Annotated in this window: 27 protein-coding genes; 8 read left to right on the forward strand and 19 right to left on the reverse strand. The window is 31.6% G+C overall.

The genetic code is table 11. From position 1 onward, the window contains the following. Positions 1–93: 93 nt before the first annotated feature. The 4 genes from HMPREF0367_RS04340 to HMPREF0367_RS04355 form a co-directional block, all read right to left on the reverse strand. Positions 94–972, reverse strand: a complete 879-nt coding sequence (locus tag HMPREF0367_RS04340; RefSeq protein ID WP_022356559.1) for a ParB/RepB/Spo0J family partition protein — start codon at positions 970–972, stop codon at positions 94–96. A gap of 1 nt (position 973) precedes the next feature. Next, positions 974–1,747 (reverse strand): ParA family protein, encoded by a 774-nt coding sequence (locus HMPREF0367_RS04345; protein WP_022356560.1) that lies wholly within the window; start codon positions 1,745–1,747, stop codon positions 974–976. A gap of 1 nt (position 1,748) precedes the next feature. Further along, the gene (rsmG, locus tag HMPREF0367_RS04350; protein WP_035401533.1) at positions 1,749–2,450 is read right to left on the reverse strand and encodes a 16S rRNA (guanine(527)-N(7))-methyltransferase RsmG; all 702 of its coding nucleotides are present in this window, start codon (positions 2,448–2,450) and stop codon (positions 1,749–1,751) included. A gap of 112 nt (positions 2,451–2,562) precedes the next feature. Further along, entirely contained in the window at positions 2,563–3,957 is a 1,395-nt protein-coding gene (locus HMPREF0367_RS04355) for a M24 family metallopeptidase (RefSeq protein WP_035401536.1), read from the reverse strand. 196 nt (positions 3,958–4,153) lie between these two features. Here HMPREF0367_RS04355 and HMPREF0367_RS04360 point away from each other — a divergent pair, with 196 nt between their 5' ends. From HMPREF0367_RS04360 to HMPREF0367_RS04380, 5 genes are all read left to right on the forward strand, one after another. After that, entirely contained in the window at positions 4,154–4,819 is a 666-nt protein-coding gene (locus HMPREF0367_RS04360) for a GTP pyrophosphokinase (RefSeq protein ID WP_087158226.1), read from the forward strand. A 90-nt stretch (positions 4,820–4,909) separates the two neighbouring features. Next, a complete protein-coding gene (locus tag HMPREF0367_RS04365; protein ID WP_035401540.1) occupies positions 4,910–5,659 on the forward strand; it encodes a DUF975 family protein in 750 nt (249 codons plus the stop codon). A gap of 139 nt (positions 5,660–5,798) precedes the next feature. Further along, positions 5,799–7,325 (forward strand): ATP-binding cassette domain-containing protein, encoded by a 1,527-nt coding sequence (locus tag HMPREF0367_RS04370; RefSeq protein ID WP_035401542.1) that lies wholly within the window; start codon positions 5,799–5,801, stop codon positions 7,323–7,325. A gap of 305 nt (positions 7,326–7,630) precedes the next feature. Then, positions 7,631–8,254 (forward strand): YggS family pyridoxal phosphate-dependent enzyme, encoded by a 624-nt coding sequence (locus HMPREF0367_RS04375; RefSeq protein WP_035401544.1) that lies wholly within the window; start codon positions 7,631–7,633, stop codon positions 8,252–8,254. Between the two features lie 54 nt (positions 8,255–8,308). Beyond that, entirely contained in the window at positions 8,309–9,010 is a 702-nt protein-coding gene (locus tag HMPREF0367_RS04380) for an N-acetylmuramoyl-L-alanine amidase family protein (protein WP_051335173.1), read from the forward strand. 48 nt (positions 9,011–9,058) lie between these two features. Here HMPREF0367_RS04380 and HMPREF0367_RS04385 read toward each other — a convergent pair whose 3' ends face one another. Next, positions 9,059–10,306, reverse strand: a complete 1,248-nt coding sequence (locus tag HMPREF0367_RS04385; RefSeq protein ID WP_035401547.1) for an HlyC/CorC family transporter — start codon at positions 10,304–10,306, stop codon at positions 9,059–9,061. 44 nt (positions 10,307–10,350) lie between these two features. Beyond that, positions 10,351–11,250 (reverse strand): diacylglycerol/lipid kinase family protein, encoded by a 900-nt coding sequence (locus HMPREF0367_RS04390; protein ID WP_035401549.1) that lies wholly within the window; start codon positions 11,248–11,250, stop codon positions 10,351–10,353. Between the two features lie 86 nt (positions 11,251–11,336). Between HMPREF0367_RS04390 and HMPREF0367_RS04395 the strand changes: the two genes are divergently transcribed. After that, positions 11,337–12,539 (forward strand): MalY/PatB family protein, encoded by a 1,203-nt coding sequence (locus HMPREF0367_RS04395; protein ID WP_035401551.1) that lies wholly within the window; start codon positions 11,337–11,339, stop codon positions 12,537–12,539. 11 nt (positions 12,540–12,550) lie between these two features. Here the strand turns inward: HMPREF0367_RS04395 and HMPREF0367_RS04400 are convergent, their stop codons facing one another. The 13 genes from HMPREF0367_RS04400 to HMPREF0367_RS04450 all read right to left on the reverse strand — a co-directional run bounded on the left by HMPREF0367_RS04400 (position 12,551) and on the right by HMPREF0367_RS04450 (position 22,509). Beyond that, positions 12,551–13,735 (reverse strand): HD domain-containing protein, encoded by a 1,185-nt coding sequence (locus HMPREF0367_RS04400; protein WP_035401554.1) that lies wholly within the window; start codon positions 13,733–13,735, stop codon positions 12,551–12,553. After that, on the reverse strand, positions 13,711–14,115 hold the full coding sequence (locus HMPREF0367_RS04405) for a (deoxy)nucleoside triphosphate pyrophosphohydrolase (RefSeq protein WP_015536009.1): 405 nt from the start codon (positions 14,113–14,115) through the stop codon (positions 13,711–13,713). Before HMPREF0367_RS04405 ends, HMPREF0367_RS04400 begins: the two co-directional genes overlap by 25 nt. Next, positions 14,108–14,377: an RNA-binding S4 domain-containing protein gene (locus HMPREF0367_RS04410; protein ID WP_035401556.1), complete on the reverse strand. Its 270-nt coding sequence runs from the start codon at positions 14,375–14,377 to the stop codon at positions 14,108–14,110. Before HMPREF0367_RS04410 ends, HMPREF0367_RS04405 begins: the two co-directional genes overlap by 8 nt. Next, a complete protein-coding gene (gene mfd / locus HMPREF0367_RS04415) occupies positions 14,364–17,768 on the reverse strand; it encodes a transcription-repair coupling factor (RefSeq protein ID WP_035401557.1) in 3,405 nt (1,134 codons plus the stop codon). The genes HMPREF0367_RS04410 and mfd overlap by 14 nt, the downstream gene beginning before the upstream one ends. A gap of 6 nt (positions 17,769–17,774) precedes the next feature. After that, positions 17,775–18,335 carry an aminoacyl-tRNA hydrolase gene (gene pth, locus HMPREF0367_RS04420; RefSeq protein WP_022356576.1) on the reverse strand — a complete coding sequence of 187 codons (561 nt, stop codon included), beginning with the start codon at positions 18,333–18,335 and terminating at the stop codon, positions 17,775–17,777. A 37-nt stretch (positions 18,336–18,372) separates the two neighbouring features. Continuing rightward, positions 18,373–18,999: a Jag family protein gene (locus tag HMPREF0367_RS04425; RefSeq protein WP_035401561.1), complete on the reverse strand. Its 627-nt coding sequence runs from the start codon at positions 18,997–18,999 to the stop codon at positions 18,373–18,375. 11 nt (positions 19,000–19,010) lie between these two features. After that, a complete protein-coding gene (locus HMPREF0367_RS04430; RefSeq protein WP_015536007.1) occupies positions 19,011–20,003 on the reverse strand; it encodes a YidC/Oxa1 family membrane protein insertase in 993 nt (330 codons plus the stop codon). Between the two features lie 10 nt (positions 20,004–20,013). After that, positions 20,014–20,352 (reverse strand): ribonuclease P protein component, encoded by a 339-nt coding sequence (gene rnpA, locus HMPREF0367_RS04435; RefSeq protein WP_022356579.1) that lies wholly within the window; start codon positions 20,350–20,352, stop codon positions 20,014–20,016. A gap of 45 nt (positions 20,353–20,397) precedes the next feature. Continuing rightward, a complete protein-coding gene (gene rpmH / locus HMPREF0367_RS04440) occupies positions 20,398–20,532 on the reverse strand; it encodes a 50S ribosomal protein L34 (protein WP_022356580.1) in 135 nt (44 codons plus the stop codon). Positions 20,533–20,649: 117 nt separating this feature from the next. Continuing rightward, the gene (locus tag HMPREF0367_RS10215; protein WP_081683631.1) at positions 20,650–20,781 is read right to left on the reverse strand and encodes a peptidoglycan bridge formation glycyltransferase FemA/FemB family protein; all 132 of its coding nucleotides are present in this window, start codon (positions 20,779–20,781) and stop codon (positions 20,650–20,652) included. Then, a complete protein-coding gene (locus HMPREF0367_RS10855) occupies positions 20,759–20,884 on the reverse strand; it encodes a hypothetical protein (protein WP_148449365.1) in 126 nt (41 codons plus the stop codon). Before HMPREF0367_RS10855 ends, HMPREF0367_RS10215 begins: the two co-directional genes overlap by 23 nt. A gap of 86 nt (positions 20,885–20,970) precedes the next feature. Then, positions 20,971–21,228, reverse strand: a complete 258-nt coding sequence (locus tag HMPREF0367_RS10810) for a peptidoglycan bridge formation glycyltransferase FemA/FemB family protein (protein ID WP_051335174.1) — start codon at positions 21,226–21,228, stop codon at positions 20,971–20,973. Between the two features lie 66 nt (positions 21,229–21,294). Continuing rightward, positions 21,295–22,509, reverse strand: coding sequence for a peptidoglycan bridge formation glycyltransferase FemA/FemB family protein (locus tag HMPREF0367_RS04450; RefSeq protein WP_035401564.1), 1,215 nt, complete (start codon positions 22,507–22,509; stop codon positions 21,295–21,297). A gap of 456 nt (positions 22,510–22,965) precedes the next feature. Between HMPREF0367_RS04450 and dnaA the strand changes: the two genes are divergently transcribed. Both dnaA and dnaN read left to right on the forward strand, forming a co-directional pair. Continuing rightward, the gene (gene dnaA, locus HMPREF0367_RS04455) at positions 22,966–24,330 is read left to right on the forward strand and encodes a chromosomal replication initiator protein DnaA (RefSeq protein ID WP_035401566.1); all 1,365 of its coding nucleotides are present in this window, start codon (positions 22,966–22,968) and stop codon (positions 24,328–24,330) included. A 158-nt stretch (positions 24,331–24,488) separates the two neighbouring features. Further along, the gene (gene dnaN, locus HMPREF0367_RS04460) at positions 24,489–25,610 is read left to right on the forward strand and encodes a DNA polymerase III subunit beta (RefSeq protein WP_022356584.1); all 1,122 of its coding nucleotides are present in this window, start codon (positions 24,489–24,491) and stop codon (positions 25,608–25,610) included. The last annotated feature ends 60 nt before the right edge of the window (positions 25,611–25,670 follow it).

The raw sequence follows: 25,670 nt of genomic DNA on the forward strand, positions 1-25,670 counted from the left end.
CACCGGAAATGACCAAAATGACAAAAAAATAGATGATTTTTTTCATTTTTTCTTCTCATGGCATTATTTAGTACAGCATAAAAAAAAGAGGAATTATTCCTCAATCAGATTTAATAATTCTAAGATACGGTTCATATCTTCTTCATTTTCATAATGAATAGAGATAGAATGTTCACTAACTTTCACTGATGTTTGGAAATATTCCTCTAATTTATTCTTAGCTTCTTTAATAAAAATATTTTCTTCTACTTGTTTTTCCGGCTCTTTTTTATGTTGAAGATCTTTTACTAACTGTTCAATTTTACGAACAGACAATCCTTGATCAATTGCCTGTTTGGCAATCTTTCGAATCATGTTTTCATCTTTTAAACCAATCAATGCTCGAACATGTCCCATTGAAAGTTTCTTTTGAACAACGTATTCCTGTACATCTTCTGGAAGTTTTAAAAGACGCAATGTATTTGTAATATGTTCACGTGATTTTCCTACACGATTTGCCAATTGTTCCTGTGTGTAGTTCAATCTTTGAATTAACTGCTCATACGCTTTGGCTTCTTCTATTCCATTTAAGTTTTCTCGTTGAATATTTTCTAGAAGCGCAATTTCCATCATTTCCTGATCATTTAGATCTACGATGATTGCTGGAATATCACTCATTCCGGCAAGCTTGCTGGCACGAAGCCTCCTCTCTCCGGCAATCAGATCATATCCTTGTATGCTCTTTTTGACCAGGATTGGTGTAAACACTCCATGTTGTTTAATAGATTGGCTTAGTTCCTGTAAAGCTGTATCATCAAAAACTTTACGTGGCTGATATGGATTTGGACGAATTTGATCAATGTTGATCTTAGTTTGTTCTTGTTTTTCTGTTTTTACATCTCCATTTTGAATATCTTCTAAAACTTTTGAAACATCTTGACCAAAAATGGAATTCAATCCTTTACCTAAACGATTTGTATCCCTTGTGCTCATATTAGTTTCCTCCGTTTCGCTTTAAAAATTCCTGTGTTAATCCTGCATATGCCTTGGCTCCATTGCATGTAATATCATATTCAAAAATAGATAAACCTCTACTTGGTGCTTCGGATAATTTTACATTTCGTGGTATCGAATTTTGATACACTTGTTTTCCAAAGTTTTGGCGAACATCCTGCGAAACTTCTACACTTAACTTGGTGCGAATATCAAACATCGTCAACAAGATTCCCTCTATTTTTAAATGCGGATTGTATAGTTGCTGCACCAAGCGAATCGTCAACAATAACTGTGTGACACCTTCTAGAGCATAGTATTCACATTGTACTGGAATCAAGACACTGTCGGCAGCTGTTAATGCATTTGTATTTAATAAACCTAAAGAAGGAGGACAATCAATAATTATGTAATCATATTGATCACGAACCTTCATAAGCTGTCTTTTCAATAATTCTTCTTTTCCTGCTTCCATCTTATCCATTTCCAGATCAGCACCAGCTAATGAAATAGAAGACGGAAGAATATCTATATTTGGTGCTTCTTTATGTACAATAGCATCTTCAATTGGATAATCTTCCAACAAAACTGAATAAATCGTTGGCTGTCCCTGCTTGGTTATAGCTAGCAAGCCCTGGCTGGCATTTCCCTGTGAGTCAAAATCAACCAACAATACTTTTTTATTCATCTGAGCTAATCCACTTGATAAGTTAATTGCGGTTGTCGTTTTTCCAACACCGCCTTTTTGATTGGATATCGCAATGATTTTTCCCATTTTACACTCCTCCTAAAGGCTTCTTTTTTATCTGCCCATACGCTCTAGGATATTTATTTGGCGTAGGTTTTACTTTTTGCATATATAGATTGATCCTTGTTGCTTCATCAACGTCGATCGTATCTTCTTTTTCAAGCTTCATTCCTAGAATATCTAAAGCTTTTTGGGCTTCTAATAATTCTTCATGTCCCTGCTTCCCCTTTAAGGCAATAAAATGTCCTTTCATCTTTACCAAAGGAGCACATAATTCCAACAAAATAGAGAGTCTAGCTACCGCTCTTGCACTGACTACATCGTAAGATTCTCTATGTTCTTTCACAAAATCTTCAGCTCTTTCAGGATAGATATTTACACCCTTTAAATCCAATGCTTCTTTTACTGTTTCTAAAAACCGGCATCTTTTCTGTAAAGGTTCAACGATCGTTAATTCCATATCCGGAAATACAATTTTTAAAGGAATTCCTGGAAAACCAGCTCCCGATCCAACATCACAAAGTGTCTTATGTGATAAATTCTCAAATGGAACGATTGAATCATAAAAATGTTTTTCCCAGATTTCCTCTTCTATAGTAATGGCTGTCAAATTCATCTTCTGATTCCACTCTAATAAAAGATGCATATATTTTTCAAACTGGTCTAACATCTTCTTTGTAACCATAATATTTTTATTTTCTAAAGCTTTTTTAAATGTTTCTTTTGTCATACTCATTCTCCGTGTAGTCAAATTATATCATTTTAAACACATTTTTAAAGCACCTTTAATGTACGATTAAAATTGACATTATTTATGTCTAAAATGTTAAATAATCTCATTTTTATTCATGATTTATGGTTATTGCCTGCTTTGATAACATAAATGGTCGCATATAGGCAAGAGTTGAGCACATAGGCAATACATCTTCATGAAGTTGAATCCCTAAATTTTCAATGATGTATTTTCTTCTCTTAATCATTCTTTGATACATCTCTGGATACTGTTCCTTGATTTTTTCTCTAAGTTTTATATCCGCTATGCATATTGTACTCTCTGCGGATACTCCACCATACCCTTCAACAAAAGGAATGATATCGCTCTGTAATAACATTCCACTTTGGATCAATTCATGTGAATTTTCATAAATAGGAGATGACAACCACTCTTCATCCGCTGTTAAATGACCAGGACAAAGTGTCCAATGATATTTTTCTTGAGGCAACACATCATTGATCAAATCATACATCTCTTTGCCTGTCATACCTACATGTATATTTTCAAGCCATGCAGCTATTGCGATAAAATAAGGAGCACATATTTTATGCATATAATCCTGGACATCTTCATCCAATTCGCTTGTGAAATGCACTGCATAACCAGCTCTGCTTGATAATCCTCCTTTATATCCCACTGTCAAAGAGACTGTATCTTTCAGTTGCAATTCTCTTTGTGTTGGATACATATTTCCTTTAATAAAGCGTTGTCCAAATGCTGCAATTGTTACAACGCTATTTCTTTGTCCATAACGAGATAATATATCACCAATCTCCATCTCAGTAACACCTTCTTGTAATGTATTTAGCGCATCCAGCATACAATCGGATGCCAAAGATGCTCCAAATTCATAATGCGCAATTTCATCTGGTTCGTTGATTGTACGAACTCCGTTTTCTCCAATAAATATATCTGTTTGATTTGTGATGTTCTCTTTGCCACATAATTCAATTAAAGCATCCATGATAAAAACAGGAATATCATAAAGCTGACGATTATCTTCATATAAACTCGTAAAGTTTTTCCATCCAACAACACCAATGCGTTTATTTTCTATATCTGTCTCTTTCATGATATCTTTAAAACTTTTGGTATTATTCATTGGTTGGTTCGGTAAAGAAAAATAAGGTGCATGAATTGCCTTACACTGTAAACGCGCTTTAGAAACTTTATTTAAATTCTCATTCCCCATCACTAAATAGGCTTTTTGATCTTTATGAAAAACCAATAAAGCTTCTTCAAAACGAGGAAGAAAACCAACTAAGTATTCAAAATTGCTACCATGTTCCAAATCAGCATAAATGAGCAAAACATCAATTTTTCTTTGATTCATCTTTTCAATTATTTTTTGTTTTCTTTGTTCTATCGTTTTATCACTTATATCTACTGGAATAAGAGTACAGTCTTTTTCAGGTTCAGGAATTTCTTTTAAAACTGCATCTTCATAATTATATTTTTTCATATGTATCAATCTCCTGTTACTATGATATCACATAACTTTTTAAGTCTTATACACAAAAAATGTACGCTTTTCCTTTTATTTTTTCTATGTTACAATTTCTTTGCAAGACACAAATAAGAGACTATCATCTATTTTATTCAGTCTAAATTAGACTTGTTTTTTGATGTTTAAAAGAAGTAGGGAGTATAAAAGTATCATGAATATGCCTGAAGAATTGATCAAACAAGCGTTTGATGAAGAATTTGAAGAACAATTGCTTGCGATAAGACAAAGTATGTCTTATTACCGTTGTGCATTAATGGAAGTAGAGACCAAATTTAAAGTACTGAATGAACAATTTTCCTTGTATTATGATCGTAATCCAATTGAGTCCATCAGTACTCGAATTAAATCAGAAGCAAGTATCTTGCGAAAGCTCCAAAACCGTAATCTTCCACTATCTCTGGAATCTATGGAAGAAAACATTTTTGATATTGCCGGTGTCAGGGTCATTGGTTCTTTTCTAGAAGATATCTATGATCTAGCAAATTATTTTTTAAAACAAGATGATGTTCACCTTATTGAAACAAAAGATTATATCCAGCATCCTAAACCTAATGGATATCGATCTTTACATCTAATTGTAGAAATTCCCATTTTCCTTGCCAATGAGAAGAAATGGGTCAAGGTAGAAGTGCAATTTCGTACGATTGCGATGAATTTCTGGGCTAGCCTTGAGCATAAGCTAAGATATAAAAAAGAACTTTCTCAAGAAAGGCTTGCCGAAATTGATAGCGAACTCTTAGAATGTGCCAAACTTTGTGCTACTCTAGATCAAAAGATGCAAAATATAAAAGGATCAAAATTAGCACAGGAACTTTAGTTTCAGTATTTTTTTACAATCGGAATATTGAATATCTCTCCTTTTTCAAAGTATAATAAAAGTATAATATAAGAAAAGGAGGGATTCTTTATGTGGTCTAGAAAAGAGCTCAAACAAAACGCAAAAATCTTAATGCATAAACGGTATTCACAAATGTTAGGTGTATCTAGTTTATATCTAATTTTAAGTGGTACTATATTTTTTACTATAAATTATTACTACACCCAAATCAATGATGTTATCAATGAACCAAGCACACCAATCTATTCAATAGAACCGGATCAAAATTTTATATTATTTTTATTTTACTTTATCTTATTAAGTTCTTTCATTGGTTTTATTATTCGTACGCTTTATACAATTTTTATTGCCAATCCATTATCTGTAGGTGAATCAAAATATTTTATTAATAACCGCAAAGATCAAGGACGATTTAATAACTTGTTCTATGCTTTTTCACATAACTATATGAATATCGTAAAAATTACTTTCTTTATGCAAATAAAATTGATGCTTTGGACTTTGTTGTTTATCATTCCAGGAATCATAAAAGCACTTGAATATTCCATGATTCCTTATATCCTTGCGGAAAGGCCAGATATTTCAAGTGAAGAAGCTTTTAGATTATCTAAAGAATTAACTGACTATCAAAAAACAGAATTATTTGTTCTAGAGTTATCTTTTTTCGGATGGTATTTTTTAGGGCTATTATTATGCGGCATTGGAATTATATTTGTTTATCCGTATTACTATGCTACAATGGCTGAACTATATTTTAAATTAAAAGAAATCAAACAAATTGAAATTACCCCAGATATTCCCCCAATTCCTAATCTTTGATCATTAAGCCTCATTGAGGCTTTTTTTAATTGAATTTGTACTATTTTTTTAGTATTCTTTTTAGGAAAGGACGTGAGAACATGAGAATATAGTAAGAACTGATTCATCCAAATAATTATCGAATGGAGGTGTTTTTACTATGTTTCAATGTGTTCAACTATCCGCATCATTAGAAAATTCGCGTGTTTTATTTCCACCCTTTGATTTTTCTTTAAAAGAAAGAGATCGCCTTGCAATCATAGCCGAAGAAGGAAACGGAAAATCAACTTTATTAAAAATAATATCCAATATTCCATGTGACTATGTCCATGTCTCTGGTAAGATAATCTCAAATTATAAAGTAGCATATTTACCACAAAAAATCGAAGAAAAATGGAATCAATCATTTCCTTTAGATTTCTTATTAAAAGAAAAACCCGAAGATGAAATTCTTCCAGAACAATATAATTTATGCCAAAAATTAGAAAGTCTTTGTTCTTCCATGTATATTGATTCCAACTTCATTTATACAGAAAGACCAATCTATACATTAAGCGGTGGGGAAAAAGTCAGACTTCAGTTCTTAAAACTTACACTTAATGAAGCTGATCTTTATTGTCTGGATGAACCTACAAACGATTTAGATATTGATACTTTAGAATGGTTGGAAAAATGGATCTTATTACGAAAAGAACCTATTATTTATATATCACATGACATTACTTTATTAACGCATACAGCTACGCGTATTCTTCATCTTGAACAACGTAATAAGAAATCAAAACCTGTAATCACTTTATTTAATGGAACTTATCAAGATTATATAGATACAAGATATCACCAGCATGAAAAAGATATTCAGACAAGTGTTAATCAAAAAAGAGAATATTTCAAACAAAAACAGCGTTTAAATAATCTTCATAATAAAATTCAAAGTGATTTGCGAAGCGTTTCAAGACAGGCTCCTCAAGCTGCCAAAAACCTCAAAGACAAAATGCGTTCTGTAAAATCCAGTCAAGCAAACTTGGAAGCTAAGGCCTATCCTAAAGTCGATTCATTTGAAGAAGAAATTCATATTTTCTTTTCCGTCAATTCACTGCCATCTTCTAAGATCATACTAAGTCAACATCAAAAAACAATTTCAATAAACAATAAAATATTGATTGAACCTTTTGATCTAGAAGTCTATGGACAAGACAAATTAGTGATCACAGGAAAAAACGGTTGTGGAAAAAGCTTATGGATGAAAGAAACCATTAAAGATCTACAAACACGCAATGATATCAAACTTGGCTATATGCCTCAAAATTACAGTGATTTCTTTAAAAAAGACGATACCCCCATTTCTTTTTTAAAAGAGGATGATATTTCCTATACAGATATTCAAACAATGTTAGGAAGTTTAAAAATCATTGAAAGTGAAATGAATCAAAATATTTTTGATTGTTCATTAGGACAACAAGCAAAAATTTATCTGGCAAAACTAATTTTAAATAAATGTAATGTATTATTTTTGGATGAACCAAGCCGAAATCTATCCCCTTTATCTCAACCTGTTTTAATTCAAGCACTTAAAGATTTTAAAGGAAGTATTGTTTGTATTTCCCATGATAGAACATTGATACATGAAGTATTTACTCGTAAAGTATTAATCGAAGATAAAATTTGGAAAGAAGTGTCTTTATAAATCAAGATTTCAAAAAAATCTTGATTTTTTTGTCCTTTTTACCATTTGAGGTGTGATAGACATGTGCAAAGCCATCGAAGAATAGGAAGAAGAAATCAGTGAACAGGCAAGGAATGAAGGAAGGTTAAAAGACGAAAGAAAACAAATCTTTCAATTTATCCAGGAATGATAGAAAAAGGATATACGGATGAAATGATCCTAAGCTTTAAATGTGTAACAAAACAATTGTCAAAGTAAGCAAAAACTACTCTTTAATCTTTAGAAATAGTTTTGAACTTCTTTTATAAAAAGACTATACTATTTACATGAACAAAGAAATGATCAATAAACTAAAAAATATGAATGTAAATATAGTTGCCGTTTCAAAGTATCACACAAAAGAAGAAATTGATGCTGTTGCAAAAGAAGGACTCATTACTTTTGGTGAGAATAGAGTTCAAGAATTTCTTGAAAAATATGACCCTAAATATAAATGGCACATTATTGGACATCTTCAAACAAATAAAGTGAAATATATCATAGGTAAAGTTGAAATGATCGAAAGTTTAGATTCTATCAAGCTGGCTAAAGAAATTGAAAAACAAGCTGCCAAGCACGATGTCATTCAAAACGTTTTAGTCCAAATCAAAATATCTAAAGATGAATTAAAGACCGGTTTACCTATTGAAGAAACGGATTCCTTCTTAAAAGAAGTTTCAACATACCCTCATATTAAACTCAAAGGATTTATGTGTGTTGCCAGCCATACTGACAATATACAATTGATCGAAGAAGAATTTTCAATGATGAATGACTTATATAAAAATTATAAAGATTTGTATCAATTGGATACCTTATCAATGGGCATGTCAAATGATTACGAACTAGCTATTAAACATGGATCTAACACTGTACGCATTGGATCTGCCATATTTGGAGCACGAAACTAAAGTGCTCTTTTTCATTCACATAATTATCACAAACCTTTTTTATAAAATAACTACATGAAATATAGAAAGAATAAATTTTATAAAGGAAAAATTGTTTTAATTGTATTGGTCATTGTTGCTATGATATTCTCTGGATATTTTGGATATAACCTATTTCGTGAACACCAATATATTGCCACTGTTGTGATTGATCCAGGGCATGGAGGATATGATGTAGGATCGATTGGATATGATGGAAGTTATGAAAAAGATTTGACACTTTCGATTGCATTACGAACAGGAAGAAAACTAAAAGAATTAAATCCTGATATCAATGTCGTATATACTCGATCGAATGATACTGTTGACTGGGCAGATAATGAAGAAGACGATTTAATTGGTCGCGTCATTTTTGCAAATGAACAAAATGCAGATTATTTTCTCTCTATTCATTTAAATGCAAGCGAAAACACAGCAGCATATGGATATAATGCCTTTATCCGTTCAAATGATCCAGCCAGTGAAACTATTGCGAATTCCATCGACAATAATTTAACTGAAGAAAACTGGCTATATAACCGTGGTTTAGAATATACGAATTCTTATCCTTTATATGTCGTAGATAATTTGGATATTCCTTCCATGTTATTTGAAGTTGGTTTCATCACTAATCCACAAGAATGTGCAGATCTTAAAAAAGTTTCCAATCAAGAGCTCATAGCAGAATGCATCGCAAATGCCTATAATGATTATATAGTCAGCACTATCAAAGGATAATAAAGAGATGTTATCTAGCAAAATTACAGATAACATCTCTTAAAATTTTTATGGAAGTCTTAAACAAATATCTTCAATGCGGTTTTTCTCAATGGATTTTACCTGTAATCTTGTACCATCTTCCAACAAGATCTCATCATTTACTTCTGGAAGTCTACCAAGTTTATCGATTACAAATCCACCGATTGAATCAAAATCTTCACTATCCAAATCTAAATCTAAAGCGTCATTTAAATCATGCAAACTTATAAACCCTTTTACTTCATACGTTTTATCATCTATCTTTAAGATATTATTTTCTTCATGAACATCATATTCATCATGAACATCCCCAACAATTTCTTCAATGATATCTTCTAAAGTGATGATTCCCGCCATTTCTCCATATTCATCCATTACGATGGCTAAATTGAAAGCCGCATTCTTCATTTCTAATAAAAGCTCTGAAACAGGCTTGTTTTCATATGTGAAATAAGGCTTTCTCAGTATATCTTCAATCTTAAAATGTTCAAAATCACGATATAAAAGAAGGTCTTTCATATTTACCAAACCAACGATATTGTCGATTGAATCTTTATAAATCGGGATACGGGTAAACTGCTCTTCTCTAAAGATTTCAATAAGATCTTCATATGAGCTATCTATATCAGCCATAATAACTCGTACCCTAGGTACCATTACTTCTTTAGCTTTAGCATCTCCTAAATCAAACACATTATTGATCATATCTTTTTCATCTTCTTCAATAACACCTTCTTCATGGGAAACATCCACGATCGTTCTTAATTCGCTTTCTGTCATTGAAGGATTTGAACCATTTTTATTAACACCTAAAATTTTTAAGATTGATTTACTGAATAGATTGATCAAGAGAATAACAGGTGTCAAAACAAACATTAATACTTTTACAATGGGAGCATAAGTCAGTGCCATTTTTTCTGCATGATCTGCTGCTAAAGTTTTAGGAGTGATTTCTCCAAAAATCAAGATTAATAATGTAATCAGAAACGTCGCAACACTCACTGCAGCTCCACCAAAATTATAGGCAATTGTTGCAGTTATACTTGCCGCAAATGTATTTACTAAATTGTTTCCAATCAAGATAGCACTTAACATCTTAGCCTGATTGTTATATATATCCAAAACCATCTTAGCTCGAGCATTTCCTTCTTCACTTAAAGTTCGCATGCGAATCTTACTAACGGCAACAAGGCTGGTTTCAGCAGAAGAAAAGAATCCTGACAATAATAACAATATGATTAAAATAATAATTTGAGTTCCTATTTCCGAGTCCATATTTCCTCCTATATAACTTAAATTGAGCTTATTCTATCATCTACTTATTTTCTTGGCAATAGAAGTTGAATAGCACCCGGTACGATTTCAACTGTTGGGTTTTTCATAGATCGTATTTCTCCATCTAAATTAACATCCACATCTTTATTATCTGTATCCATATGAATAGCTTGTCCTCTTCTCATCTCTACAATATCTGTATATTGTACATGAAGACCTTTTTCATATTTTTTCGCAAGCCCCACAATTTGAGATCGTTTTACATTACGAATCATACATACATCAATTTTACCGTCATCAATCAAAGCATCTGGACATGGTTTATATCCACCACCATAATATTTTCCATTACAAAAAACCACGAACGTATACTTATCGTTAGGATATTTCTTATCATCAATTTGAATTTTATATTCCTGTGTTAACGGCTTAGAAAGACTTGCCAACATACCAACATAATATGGAATAATTCCTCCTACAGGGATCTTATCGCGAAAATGATTCACATGTTTAGCTACATTGACATCAAAGCCAAAAGAAACCGTATTGATTGCATATTCTCCATTAATTTTTAATAAATCACATTTTTGTTCAACCGGTTCATCATATTTCGATAAATCAAGAAAATCATCTTTTTGATAATCTCCAAAAGACTTTATAAAATCGTTTCCCGTTCCAATTGGAATAATAGAAAGACTGATATGCTTGCATCCTGCAATTCCATTTACCACCTCATGTAAAGTACCATCACCACCACAAACAAAAATATGAACAGGTTCACTAGAATTCAATGCATATTTTTGTGCAATATGCACCGCATGGCCTGGTGATTTTGTTTTCTCTATAATGATTCTTTTTCCTTGGAAATGATCTTTGATTTCTGTCATCAAATGGTACTGACTTTCTCTGCCTGAATTGGGATTTACTATAAAAACGTCTTTCATCTTCTTCTACCTCACTACATGTATACTTTATCACAAATCCTATAAATTGCGTTATAATAATTATGCTTATCAAAAGGAGACTTTATATGAAATTTGATTTTAATGAAATAATTGAACGAAGCGGAAAAGATGCTATCGCAATTGATGGAATTGGAAAAAGCCCAACTGGCCCTAAAAAGCCCAAGGAAGGTTTTGATTTTATCCCTATGTGGGTTGCCGATATGAATTTTAAGACTGCTCCTTCTATTACTGAGGCAATTCAAGAAAGACTTAAACATCCTTTATTTGGTTACTTTGAAAACAGTGATGAATACTATAACGCAATTATTAACTGGCATAAGATCCATCATGATTCAGACATAAAAAAAGAAAATATAGGTTATGAAAATGGAGTTTTGGGAGGATTGATCAGTGCTTTAGAAGCATTTACAGCTCCCGGAGACTATGTATTATTACATTCTCCTTGTTACATTGGATTTACCAATTCCATTAAAAATGCTGGACGAAATATCATTTACTCGAATTTGATCCAAGATGAAGATGGCGTATGGCGTATGGATTATCAAGATATGGACCAAAAAATCAAACAGCATAAAATCCATTTTGTCGTTTTCTGTTCTCCGCACAATCCTTGTGGACGTGTTTGGACCAAAGAAGAACTAACAAAAGCTATGGAAGTTTATAAACAAAATAATTGTATCGTTGTCTCAGATGAAATCTGGTCTGATATTATTTTGGATGATCATAAACATATTCCACTACAATCAATCAATGACGATGCGAAAAAGAGAACCATTGCTCTTTATGCTGTCAGCAAGACATTTAATCTGGCTGGATTGATAGGAAGTTATCATGTGATTTATGATTCTTATATAAAAGATAGAGTCAGAGCTCAATCTAGTAAATCGCATTATAATTCAATGAATGTCTTAAGCATGCATGCTCTTATAGGTGCCTACAGCAATACAGGAAAAGAATGGAAAGATGAATTAAATCAAGTCATTTCAAAAAATGTAGACTATGCCATCCAATTTATTAATAACAAACTTAAAGGAGTTCAGTGTACAAGACCGGAAGGAACTTACATGTTGTTCATTGATTGCAAAGAATATCTTGAAAAATCCAATAAAACACTCGAAGAAGTATTAAATTCTGGATGGGATGTTGGTATCGGCTGGCAGGACGGAAGACAATTTTTAGGAAATACGCATATCCGTATCAATCTTGCTCTTCCTTTATCCAAAGTTAAAGAAGCATTTGATCGCATGAAAAAATATGTATTCATATAAAAAAGCAGGATCTATTTTGAAAAATAGATCCTCATTTTTGTTTGTGCCTTCATTTTTAATAATGCTTTTACGATCTCACTGCATTGAGATAATGGCTTCAATTCATTCTTTTGCGTTAAGATCCAAATTGTTTGTTTATCATCTTTTTCCTGATAAGGAAGATATGCTTTAGAAGAACTTCTAGTTTTAAAGAAATAATATTCTTTATTTTCTATACGATTTAATACTGTTTTTTCTTCTTCAATGCTAGGATCTTCGATCCATCCGAATAAATGTCGATCTAATATTCTTGTCGCAAAATCTCTTAAAATAGCATCTTTGCTAAAAAGAGCTTGTTGAAATCCATAAAACATACGACATTCATCCATCAAGATAAACTCTTCATTTGTTATGATATGTCCTTCTCTAAAAATTTCAAACACATCAATGATTTCATCAATTTCTTTGTATCTTTTAAAGAACAATTCAATCAGAATTTCATATGATTTTGCATCCGGATGTAGATATACCTGCCAATACATATGATATCGAGCCATAATATAATCCTCTACACTATGCATACCACTTTCTTTGATACAGAGTTTTTCATCTTTGACTCGAATCGTTCTTAAAATTCTTTCCAAATCAAAAGTACCATAGCTGGTTCCTGTTTCATAGGCATCTCTTAATAAATAGTCCATTCGATCGGCATCCAATTGCGAACTGATGATCTGATTTAATACTTCTTTTTCATGTCTATGTTCAATGATCATAGCAACTTTTAAAGGCAGATCTTGATGTGCCTTGATCAAACATTTATGAACTTCTGTATTCGGATCCATAATCAAATCCACTGTAATTTCTTCATGATTTCGATGCGTGATTTTCTCAAAAAAATGCGAAAATGGTCCATGTCCTAAATCATGTAATAAAGCCGCACAAAGAACTTGTATTCTTTCAAATTCATCAATAGATTCACAAATTGAAGGAATTTCACTTGTCATACGACGAACAATTTCATATACACCTAAACTATGCGCAAAACGAGAATGTTCTGCAGTATGATACACTTGAAAATCACCACCGAGTTGATGAATTCGATGCAATCTTTGAAATTCCCTGGAGTTGATACAATCCCAAATCACCTGATATTCCACATGAATATATCCATGAATAGGATCTCTTAAAACTTTTATTTCATTTGTTCTATTAAACATGGCCATTTCTCCTTTAATTTTTCTACAAGGATCTTATCAGATTCAAAAAAGTTATGATCATAAATATGTTCTGGTGTAGTCCAGATAAACTGAGAATGTACTTTAGGTTTATCTGGAATCTTTTTACTGGAACAAACAAAACATGTTAAATGAATGGTATTTCCATCTTGATGATCTATACTCTCTTCAAGAAACTGAATATTTTCAATTATGATACCACATTCTTCTTTCCATTCACGAATCAAGGCTTCTTCTAAAGTTTCTCCGGGTTCTACTTTTCCTCCTGGAAATTCAAATTTTCCTTTTGCACTTCCATAATTTCTTTGTGCTATCATAACTTTTTTATCGTGTATCAATGCACCACATACGACCTCAATCATTTTCTTCCTCGATTTTTTCTTCTTTTATTACTTCAAACAATAAAGCTGCATTTTGTTTAGATACTTGTTTTTGAATATCTATTACTTTTATTTCCAGAATACGTGATCCAAAACGCAAACGAATTTGATCGCCTATTTTGATTTCTGTACTTGGTTTTGCAATTCTATCGTTGACCCAAATACGTCCAGCCAAAGCTAATTCCTTAGCAGCTTCTCTTCGTTTTAATATCCTGGCAGTCTTTAAGTATTTATCTAGACGCATAATCATTCTCCTGTAAATTTTGGATTACTTTATTTAATAAATCCGTATATTTCTTTTTCTTCATAATTGAAATCTCAATCATTCCATTAGTCAATCGTAATCCAATCTTTGGACTAATTTCATTCATAGCTTCAAATACTTTTACACCATCACAATGTTTCGTCCATGTTTCATTCATGGTTATAGTAACTTGTGTATCATTTTCTTTCAAGCTCTTTACTCCAGGCATATTTACAAACAAATCTAATTTCTTATGTTCAAATAGCAGCTTAACTTGTTTTGGAATCTTACCAAACAAATCCTTGATACGATTTTGATAATCGTTCAGCTCTTTTAAAGATGAAATCTTACTGATTGTCTGATACATTTCAAGTTTATCACCATCATTATCCGTAAACTGCTCCGGTATAAATCCATCTAAAGCCACATTGGCATGTTTTAATTCTTTCTTTGGTTCAATTGGTTTACCCTGTTTTCTAGCTATCGCATTCGATAACAATTCAAGATACATATCCAAACCAACTTGATCAATAAATCCTGACTGACTCGCCCCTAACATATCTCCAGCTCCACGTATCGTCAGATCGCGCATCGCAATCTTATATCCACTTCCAAGCTGGGTAAATTCTTTGATGGATTTTAATCGTTTTTGCGCAACTTCAGTCAATTCTTTATGTGGTTGGATCATTAAGTAACAGTATCCAATTTTATCTCTTCGTCCAACACGTCCACGAATCTGATATAACTGCGATAAACCAAAACGGTCCGCATCCTCAATAATGATCGTATTTGCATTGGCAATATCCAATCCTGTTTCAATGATAGAAGTACAAACAAGAATTTTATACTTACCATTCGCAAAATCCACCATCGTATCTTCTATTTCTTCTTTATCCATTCTTCCATGTACGACCGCAATTCCTACATCTTTAAAATCTGCCTGCAAATTTTTAGCAGTAATATAAATATTAGAAATACGATTATATAAATAGAAAACCTGGCCTCCACGAGATAATTCTCTTTGAATGATTTCTTTGATGACACTGCCTTTCTTTTCCATCACATACGTCTGTATTGGGTGTCTTTGAGCAGGAGGCGTGTTTAATTGTGAAATCGTACGAACACCAATCAATGACATTTGTAGTGTTCTAGGAATTGGTGTTGCACTCAATACAAGAACATCAATAGAGTTTTTCATTTCTTTGATTTTTTCTTTGTGTTCTACACCAAAACGCTGTTCCTCATCAATGATCAAAAAGCCCAAATCTTTATATTTAAAGTTTTTATTAAGCAGTTTATGAGTTCCGACAACAATGTCGATCGTACCAGCTGCCAAGCCTTTTTGAATATCCTTGATTCTTGAGTTTTCGACAAATCGATTCACCAAGGCAATATTTACACCAACATTTTCAAAACGTTTCTTTAATGTTTGATAATGTTGCATCGAAAGAATGGTCGTTGGACAAAGAAAAGCTACTTGTTTGTTATTGGAAACTGCCTTAAATGCACATCGCATCGCAACTTCAGTTTTACCAAACCCCACATCACCACACAATAAATGATCCATTGGTTTTGGTTTTTCCATCTCTCTTTTTATTTCTTCTGTTGCCTGGATTTGATCTGGTGTTGCCTCATACTCAAATGCATCTTCAAATTCTTTTTGAAGCGCGTCATCCTTTGAAAAGGCAAATCCTATATTTTCATTTCTTGCGGCATATAATTCAACCAATCGGCCTGCAATTTCTTCAACTTTTTGATTTACTTTTTCCTTTGTCTTTTCCCATTTATTGCTGCCAAGCTGACTTAATGGAACACCAACACCTTCTTTAGAAATATACTTTCTAACTAATTGGAATTGATTTAAAGGAACGAATAATTCATCTCCACCTTTATAAACAATATGCAAATAATCTTTTGTTTTATTATTTTGAACTCTTTGAACAATTCCTAGATATTGACCAATCCCATAATGCTCATGTACAACATAATCGTTTTTCTCTAGCTCTAATACGTTTTCTAAAATTTGGCCATCTTTAAATGTCTTCTGATATTTTGCTCGATGAATAGAACGATAGAATAATTCATATTTTGTATAAACACGTGTATCTTCATAAACAAAGCCTTCATAAAAGACAGGATCAATAAATTCTACATTAAGTTTTAAATCATCATTTTCTAATAATATATTCTGAATGTGTTTTTTATCTTCTTTCTCCAAGGCAAAATATACTTTTTCCTGTCCAATATCCTGTAGAATATTTAAAACAGGTTGATTTGCCTTTTCCAATGGAAAAATATTAGATGTGATAGGATGATCAAAATCCAAAAATTCATGAAATTCCAAAACATCCTGTTGTTTTAAAAGAACATAAAGATCATGAAACATCGTATATTTAGGCAAAGCCTTATAATCCTGAACAAGCTCCTGGATAAAAGAAATATTTTCTTCATTTAATTGTTTGGAATATTTTTCTACTTCTTCCTTGGAACTTAAGACAACTTGTCCATCAAAATAATCTAAAATGGAATGACAAGGAATATAAGAGTAATAACGATATAAATAAGCATCTGTATCATGATTTTCCAAGGCTCGCATGTCCGCTTCAACATGATCAATCAACATGTCTTTGGCATCATCGACCAACGATTTTTTTTCTTTTTCAAGTTTTTCAAATACTGCTTCTTTAATTGTCTCAATTTGCTGATTCGTTAATAAAATATCTGTTGCCGGTCCAATTTCTACTGAATCGATTGAACGAATGGTTCTCTGTGTTTGTTCATTAAAGAAACGGATTGATTCTATCTCTGTATCAAAGAATTCAATACGAATAGGATAATCATATTCTAATGAGAAAATATCGATGATTCCACCTCGACAAGCATATGTACAAGGTTTATCAACATAATTCACTTTAGCATAACCTGACTGATTTAAATGAGATCTTAATTCTTTCATGCTGCAGGTTTGATCTACTTTTAAATCAATTAAGTTTTCCTTAAAGTATTCTACATCTGGTAAAAATCGTAACAATGCAGCCGTATTACATACAACCAGCATTGACTCATCACTTCGAACAATTTTTGTCAATGCATAGATCATACCTTCTCGATCTTCAGGACTGGATGCGATGGATTGAACTCTTAAACTTTCTTCCATGACAAAAAGCAGCACATTTTCCTCCAACATGGATAATCTTTGGAACAATTGCTGCGCTTCATAGCGATTCTTTTTGACAATGAGTCGAGATTTATGATCCTGTTTAAAGGCTGTTGCCAAAACAAGAGCTTCTTCCATATCAAATAAATTTCCTACATGATCTTGATTTAAAAGAATTTCTTTAACAACCTCATTGTCTTTTAACTTATCAAATATAACTTCCTGATTGTTCATATTCTCCTACTTTTTATTATAGCGATTCATGGTCATATCAAAACCATGATCAATTGAATAATACGCTGCATCTGCAGCATTATTTATACCCTTTTCAAGATCTTCTTTTTCTTCAGGTCTAAATTTAGAAAGTACCCATTCAATCATAGGAATTTTGGCATCTTTTCCTACGCCAACACGAATACGATCAAATTCATTGGAAAAACCGCAGGATATGATGCTCTTAATACCATTATGTCCACCTGCACTTCCTTTTTGACGTAATCTCAATTTTCCTACAGGAAGATCTACATCATCATAAATGACAATTACATTTTCCATACCTACTTTATAAAAATCAAGACATTGTCTTAACGCAAACCCGCTGTTATTCATATAAGTTGTAGGTTTTAATAAAATCACGTCTTCTCCTTTTACTTTTCCTTTGGCAAAATATGCAGAAAACTTTTCTTGATTAAATTCCAAATTACATTTTTGAGCCAGTTTATCTAGAACCATAAAACCTGCATTATGCCTGGTATTTTCGTATTTTACTCCTGGATTACCTAAACCAATAATAATTTTCATGTTTTCCTCCTACAAGAAAAAATAACGGTTTTACCCGTTATTCTATTTCTTTTCCTGGTGTATAAAGTATTCTTAAACGACGTCCTTCGCCTTCACCCTCACTCTTTGTAGAGATGTCTGCCATTTTAGCTAGAGCATTGTGAATGGCTTTTCTTTCGTCTGCAGGCATAGGATCCAAAGTTGCATCAACTTTTGTACGGCGTACATCTTTAGCAACTCTTACTGCCATTTTACAAATTTTTTCATAACGGTCTTCTTTATAACCATTAACATCAATTAATAAACCAACTCGTTTTTTAAATTCTGCACTTACTGCAGCTTTTACCAAACGATTAAATGATTGTAAAGATTTTCCACCTTTTCCAATCAAGATTGCATTATTTAAAGTGTTTACTGTAATACGATAGAATCCTTTATCGTTTTCTAATTCCACTGTTCCATCAAGTTTGGCATTGTCAAAATATGTTTGAATATATTCTACAATGAAAGTTTCGATGTCTTTATTACAGTAAACTTCAATTTCAACTGTTTTACCAATTCCTAAGAATCCGTTTTTTTCTTCTGTTACTGTATAATGAAGTTCTTCTTTTTCTACACCTTTTGCCTGAGCAGCCTGAGCTAGTGCATCTTCAAGAGTCTTTCCTGTAAATCTTTCAAATACCATATATGCCCTCCCTAGTCCTTATTCATGATCTTATGAAGAACAACACTCTGAATAATTCGGATAATTGATGAAACTAACCAATAGAATGACATAGCAATTGGCCATGAAATATATAAGAACGCAATCATAGCTGTTGAGAAATACATTGTTGTATTCATCGTATTCATCATGCTGTTCTGATTTTCTTCGGCATATTTTTTCTCTTTAACATGATCTTTCTTATCTTGAATTTTCTTCAAGATCTGAGGCATCTTCATAGATAATAACTGACATACGATCATTAATACATAAATAATGATATAGCCAAACTGCATCTGTGTGAAACCATCAATTGGTGTTCCAGAGAATGGAAGACCAAAGAAACTACCATATACAACACTTGCTGCACGCATCGTTGCATAATACATTCCCATCATTATTGGTAACTGTATAAACATTACTAAAATAGAACCAAATGGATGAATATCATATTTTTTGTATAAATTCTGTGTTTCCTGATACATCATCATCTTAGAACGATCATCTGTCTTGTCTTTGTATTTGTTCTGGATCTTCTGCATTTCTGGCTGAATTTCCTGCATACGTTGACTGGACATCTGAGATTTACGTGTAAACATAAATACGATAAGCTGAATCAATAAAGTGGTCACAATAATACCAACACCTGCATCTGTATAAGAAGCAATTGTATTGATAATCTGAGCAATTGGCCATACAATCAATCCATCAAACCATCCATCTGCAATAGCTTCACTAAATGTAGTTGGTTCGATTGTAATCGTATCGTCATCATTTAATTTCTTATATTCATTTGATAATTTTTTATCCTCAATTTCGGTAACATTCACTAAGCTTTTCTTAACTTCAATTTGTTCGCTTGCGATAATTTCGTCTACCTTCGTTTTTCCATCCGTACCACGTGGATTCGAACATGCTGTACATGTCATTACGATGAATAAACATAGGAAGATAATCTTTGATTTTTCCTGTAAGAATTTTTTCATCATTAACCTCTCATTTTCTAAATCTTTTCTCTAATCGTCTTTTATTGATCTTAAGTTCGTCAAAATTCTCCTTATAAGATTTTTTATGATAAGCGGGCCTAACAATAATGATCAAATCATATTCTTCATTAAAATCAAAAATATCATCCACCATACTGCGTACCTGCCGTTTTATCTTATTTCGACAGACTGCATTTCCTAATTTTTTACCAACACTTATCCCTATACGCGCATGTTCTTCTTTTCTTGCTTGAAAATAACATACAAAAGACGACGATTTAATATAGGTTCGGTTTTGAATGATAGAAGAAAATTCATAATTTTTACAAACACGAAACTCTTTTTTCATGAATATCCTCCTATCTAGACAAAAAAATCACCAAGTCGGTGATTTCTATGCGGATAAAACCTTTCTGCCTTTAGCTCTTCTACGAGCAAGAACGTTACGACCACCAACAGTTGCCATACGAGCACGGAAACCATGAACTTTTTGGTGTTTTCTCTTACTTGGCTGATATGTTCTTTTCATATTTAATTACACCCCTCAGTCTTTTCTTTTCCTCAATTTTCAAATAAGATTGCTGAATTATTATTTCATAGACCTTGGTTTATGTCAATAAATTCTTGAATTCATTTCTTGATTTTTTTATTTTTTTAATAATTTATAGGCAATTTGAGATAAATTATACAGCATTTTATTCACTGGAAGATCAAATTCTCCAATTAATTCATTGATCGTTGGATTAAAATTATCTTTAAACATTGATTGTAAATCCATGATGCTGCGCACCGATTTCTTTAAAAATATTTAAATACAAATCTGTATCCTTATATTTATTATCGTTTGCTTCATAGCTCTTGTAATCATTAACATGGATCATTGGATCAAACTTAATAAATAAACAATGATGTTTCTTAGCTTCTTTTTTTTAATTCTTCAAAATAAAAACATATCAGTTCTTTGTCTTTAAAATTTAAGATAGGGCCTCTTTAAGATAGGGCCTCTTGGTATATAGAACATACTCATTTTTAAAGGTAATTCTTTTATAAGAACAAGTCCAGCTCCTACAAGCTTTTCATCTTTATATACACCTGTATGGATATGTTTCCAATTATGTTTGATCAATGCCCAGTCATAGCTTTGTAACAAATTAACATAAGGACTACTCTGAACAAATGCATCATATTCATTTTTATTAATACTAGTTACGAATCTATAATTCATAATAAGGAATCTCCTTTATAACTATTTCAGTCTAAAAAAGATTCCTTAAATATAACTTAAATCATTTTACTTATTTAATCTATCTTGACGTTTTTTATAAACTTTTATAGAAATTCCATATAAAAATCTATTAACAGGTAAATCAAACTCTCCAATAAACTCATTGATTCGTGGATAAAATATTTCTTTAAAATCTACAAGACCTCCTTTTAGGTCTCCTTCAATACCACCCATATTACTCGTTAAACATCCCATTTCAAAACATTTTTCCATGGTCTTATACCAAGTTAAATAAGGCGCCATTAATCTCTTAAATTCATCATTCATTCCTGCATATAAGATTTCAGAAGTATTTCCATATTTAACACTTAACGTTCCCGCTACACATATTTCTTCTCCATATTTATTAAGATCTTGAGAATACTGCGATATCTTGTTTTCTAAAGAACTTTTTAATTCTTCTAAAGTAAATCTTTTTTTCTTAGCATTTTCAGGACATACTTTTAAATCTTCTAAACATTTTTCATACCTTAATTCTGTATCATGTAACATTTCTTTGATTGGAAAATAAGCCAATGTTATAAATGCATTTTCTTTATATGTTTTTAATAAATGTAAATAATATTCTTTGCCTCTTAAAAGAATATTTTTTCTTTGTTCCGTACATTTCATAACAGCCGCAAAATCATCTAGTAAATCTAAATGCCCATATTTTATTTTTAAATTTTGTTTTTGAGCTGTTTTTATATTTTTCTTTCCTTTTTTAGATAATGTATCCATTCCAAAATCTTCTTTATATTCAACCATATGATATCGTGGTTGAATCGTGGCATGAAAATCTTGCGTAAAGCCATAATGAATTGCACCTAAAGATAAAATATTATCTAATTGATTTTTATAATTCTTATATTTTTTGTCTTCGTTTAAATGAAAACTTGAAATAATAATTCCTGGATCAAATTTTATAAATATACAATGATATTTTTTAGCTACTTTTTTTAATTCATTAAAAAAATATGTTAAAAGATCTTTATTGTCAAAATCTAAAATAGGACCTCTTGGTAAATAAAACATTGTAAATCCCAAAGGTAAATGACGAATCAATACTAAAGATGATGCAATCAATTTATCTTTTTCATAAACTCCTGTATATAAATGATCCCAGTTATCTTTAACATTTGCCCAATCATAACTTTGAAGTAAATTACACATAATATGCGAACTCACAAAAGATTCATATGTATTTTTATCTATATTTAATGAAAATCTTAAATTATTCATAATCATCACCTATTCAAACAAATCTATTCTAATAAAGACCGATTAAAATCTCAACCACTATTTAATGTGGAAAACTAATTATATCTTTAAATTTTCCACATATATTCCTATCTAAAATTATATAAAAATTATATGAAACAGGGATAACCAATGTTTTCCTACTAGTTTTCCCTATACTTTTTTTGTTAAATTTAAGCATTTTTCAAATTGTGGGGAAAAGTCCAAATTTTCCTTTATATAAAGCATAATGTCACTTTATAACCAAGTGTAAAACACTAAGTTTTCCACATAAGTTTTCCACATTTTTCAGAGTTTTCCCCAATCCCTAAAAGTTTTCCTCGTTTCAATGATTGGGGAAAAGTGGAAATCCATGTGGAAAAGTCTTTAAATATCCTTCATTGGTTCTCTAAAAAAACAATTTCGTGTATAATATTCAGGTAGAAAAGAGGTGCCACTATGTCCTTATCTTCCTATGAAGTAATTTGGAAACAAGTTTTAGATCAAGTTGAACAATCAAATTTCTTTACCGAAGATACATTGCGTTGGATAAAAAATACAACTCTTTTTAAAATTGAAAACTCAATTGCCTATATTTCTTATCGTTCTATGGTCACAAAAACAATCCTGAATAAAGAAGAAACCAAGAACATGATCACATCCGTATTAAGTGAAGTTTGGGGCAGCAATGTTACTATCCAATTGATTCAATATAAAGATATGGAAAAACTAATGCCTGAAGAAGAAATCCAGCAACGTACAAATCAATTATTAAAATGTACTTTTAACGAAGAATACACGTTTGAAAATTTCGTTGAAGGAAAATCAAATCAGGAAGCTTATGCAGCTTGTTTAGCTTGTTGTAATCAACGTGGAACTCACATGTTTAATCCTATCATGATCTATGGAAATTCTGGTTTAGGTAAGACCCATTTATTACATGCGATTGGTAATTATTTAAAAGAAGAACGTCCAGAATGTAATGTTTTTTATGCTTATAGTGGCGATTTGGTGTCAATTTTAATTGATGCGATGAAATCTAAGAATGTTCATGGAAATACTGTAGACAAAGTAAAATCATTACTTGTTCAAAATGATTATTTTTTGATTGATGATATCCAAAACTTAACCCGTGAATCAAGTCAGGAAATATTTTTTACCGTTTATAATGAACTGATTTCACGAGGTGCACAGATCGTTATCACGAGTGATATGCATCCAAATGAATTAAATGGATTACCTACAAGACTTGTTTCACGTTTTAATGCAGGACTATCTATTAATATAGGAAAACCTGAGTTTGAAACCAGCAAGGCTATTTTAAAAAAGAAAATCGAAGGTAATGAAGAGGCATGCCAAATCGAAGAAGAAGTACTGGATTATTTAGCCCAAAAATTTTCAAATGACGTTAGAAATTTGGAAGGAAGCTTAAATCGCTTGATTTTTAATGCTACTTTAGAAAATCCAGACGTTATTGATATCAATTTTGCCCAGCGCATCTTAATGAATGAAGTTATCGTAAATGAAAATGATGAATTAACTATCAAAAAAATCAAAAAAGCTGTCACAAGATTCTATGGACTAACTTATAAAGATATAGAAGGTAAATCTCGACAGAAAAAATTGATGAACGCAAGACATGTATTTGTTTATCTATCTAGAGAACTTCTGCATAAAGCATATATTTCAATTGGCCAGGAACTGGGAAATCGTGATCATACGACCATCTCCAGCTCTTATGAAAGAGCCTGTCAGTTAATAAAGAACGATGTGAATTTTAAGATGGCGGTTGAGAAAGTACAGGAGATGTTGGAGAAAAAATAAGTTTTCCACATAAATCCACATTCAATCCACAATGCTTGAATTGAGTGTTTTTCCTTTAAATAAAGGAGATTTATTATAAAAAATAAGGATTTTTACCCAAATCCACACAATTATTATTATTACTTATATAAAATATATAAAAAGAAAAGGAGATTTTTATGCATTTTTCAATTGATCGAAAATATTTTTATGAAAAGTTAAGTGTCGTTTCTAGAGCTATTAGTGTTTTCTCACCACTTCCAGCTTTATCAGGAATTTGTATTGATGTCAAAAGTGATCAAATCATTTTAACAGGTAGTGATTCTAATGTATCTATTCGTTCTACGATCGTTCGTGGTGAATTAAATCAACTAGATATTGATTCAACAGGATCTATCGTTATTGAATCCAAATATTTATTAGAGATCATTCGTAAGATGGATTGCACTATGGTTGAATTAGAATTAGTTGATTATTCTTTAGTAAGAATTTCAAGTGATAATGGTCAATTTAATTTAAATGGTATTCAATCTAATGAATATCCTAATATTGATTTTTCTCAACCAACAAATTCTTTTGAGTTAAAGTCTAAGGATCTAAAAGATATTGTTTCTCAGACATCATTTGCCTGCAGCGATAAAGACACACGCCCTGTTTTAAATGGTGTAAACTTTAAAGCTTCAAACAACACTTTATATTGTTCAGGAACAGATTCTTATCGTTTAGCTCGTAAAGTTTTGCCATTACAAATTAATCATGAATTCAATATAACGATTCCCAGCAAGTCATTAAATGAAGTAGTTCGTTCTATCAATGAAGATGAAGAATCAATTCACATTTATGTAGATTCTAAAAAAGCCCAGTTTATTTTTGATAAGACGATCATTCAGACACGATTGATCGATGGAACATTCCCAGATGTTGATCGAATCATTCCAACTTCTTTTATTTCTTCTATGGTCATTGATTCCAAGGAACTTGCGGGTGTTATTGATCGTACGAATTTCATTCGAAATGAAAAAATTCATTTGATCAAATTAGAATGTTCAAGCGAGATTACTCGTATCAAAACAAGTTCAAGTGAAATTGGAAACTCGGATGAAGTATTAACAAATTGTGAGTACACAGGAGAAGATATTACACTTTCCTGCAACGGTACATTTATGTTGGATGCTATCAAGGCATTAAACAGCGAAAAAGTAAAATTAGAGTTTTCCGGTTTGATGAAACCTATTAAGATTTATGATCCAGAAGATGACTCTGTAATCATGGTAATCGTACCAATTCGCAGTTATGACTAGTTTAAAGGCTCATTGCAGCCTTTTTTATTATTCGCACTATTCCCCTATTTATGATATAAT

It is taken from the genome of Faecalitalea cylindroides ATCC 27803 (genome assembly GCF_000469305.1).
GTDB classification, from domain to species: Bacteria; Bacillota_I; Bacilli_A; order Erysipelotrichales; family Erysipelotrichaceae; genus Faecalitalea; species Faecalitalea cylindroides.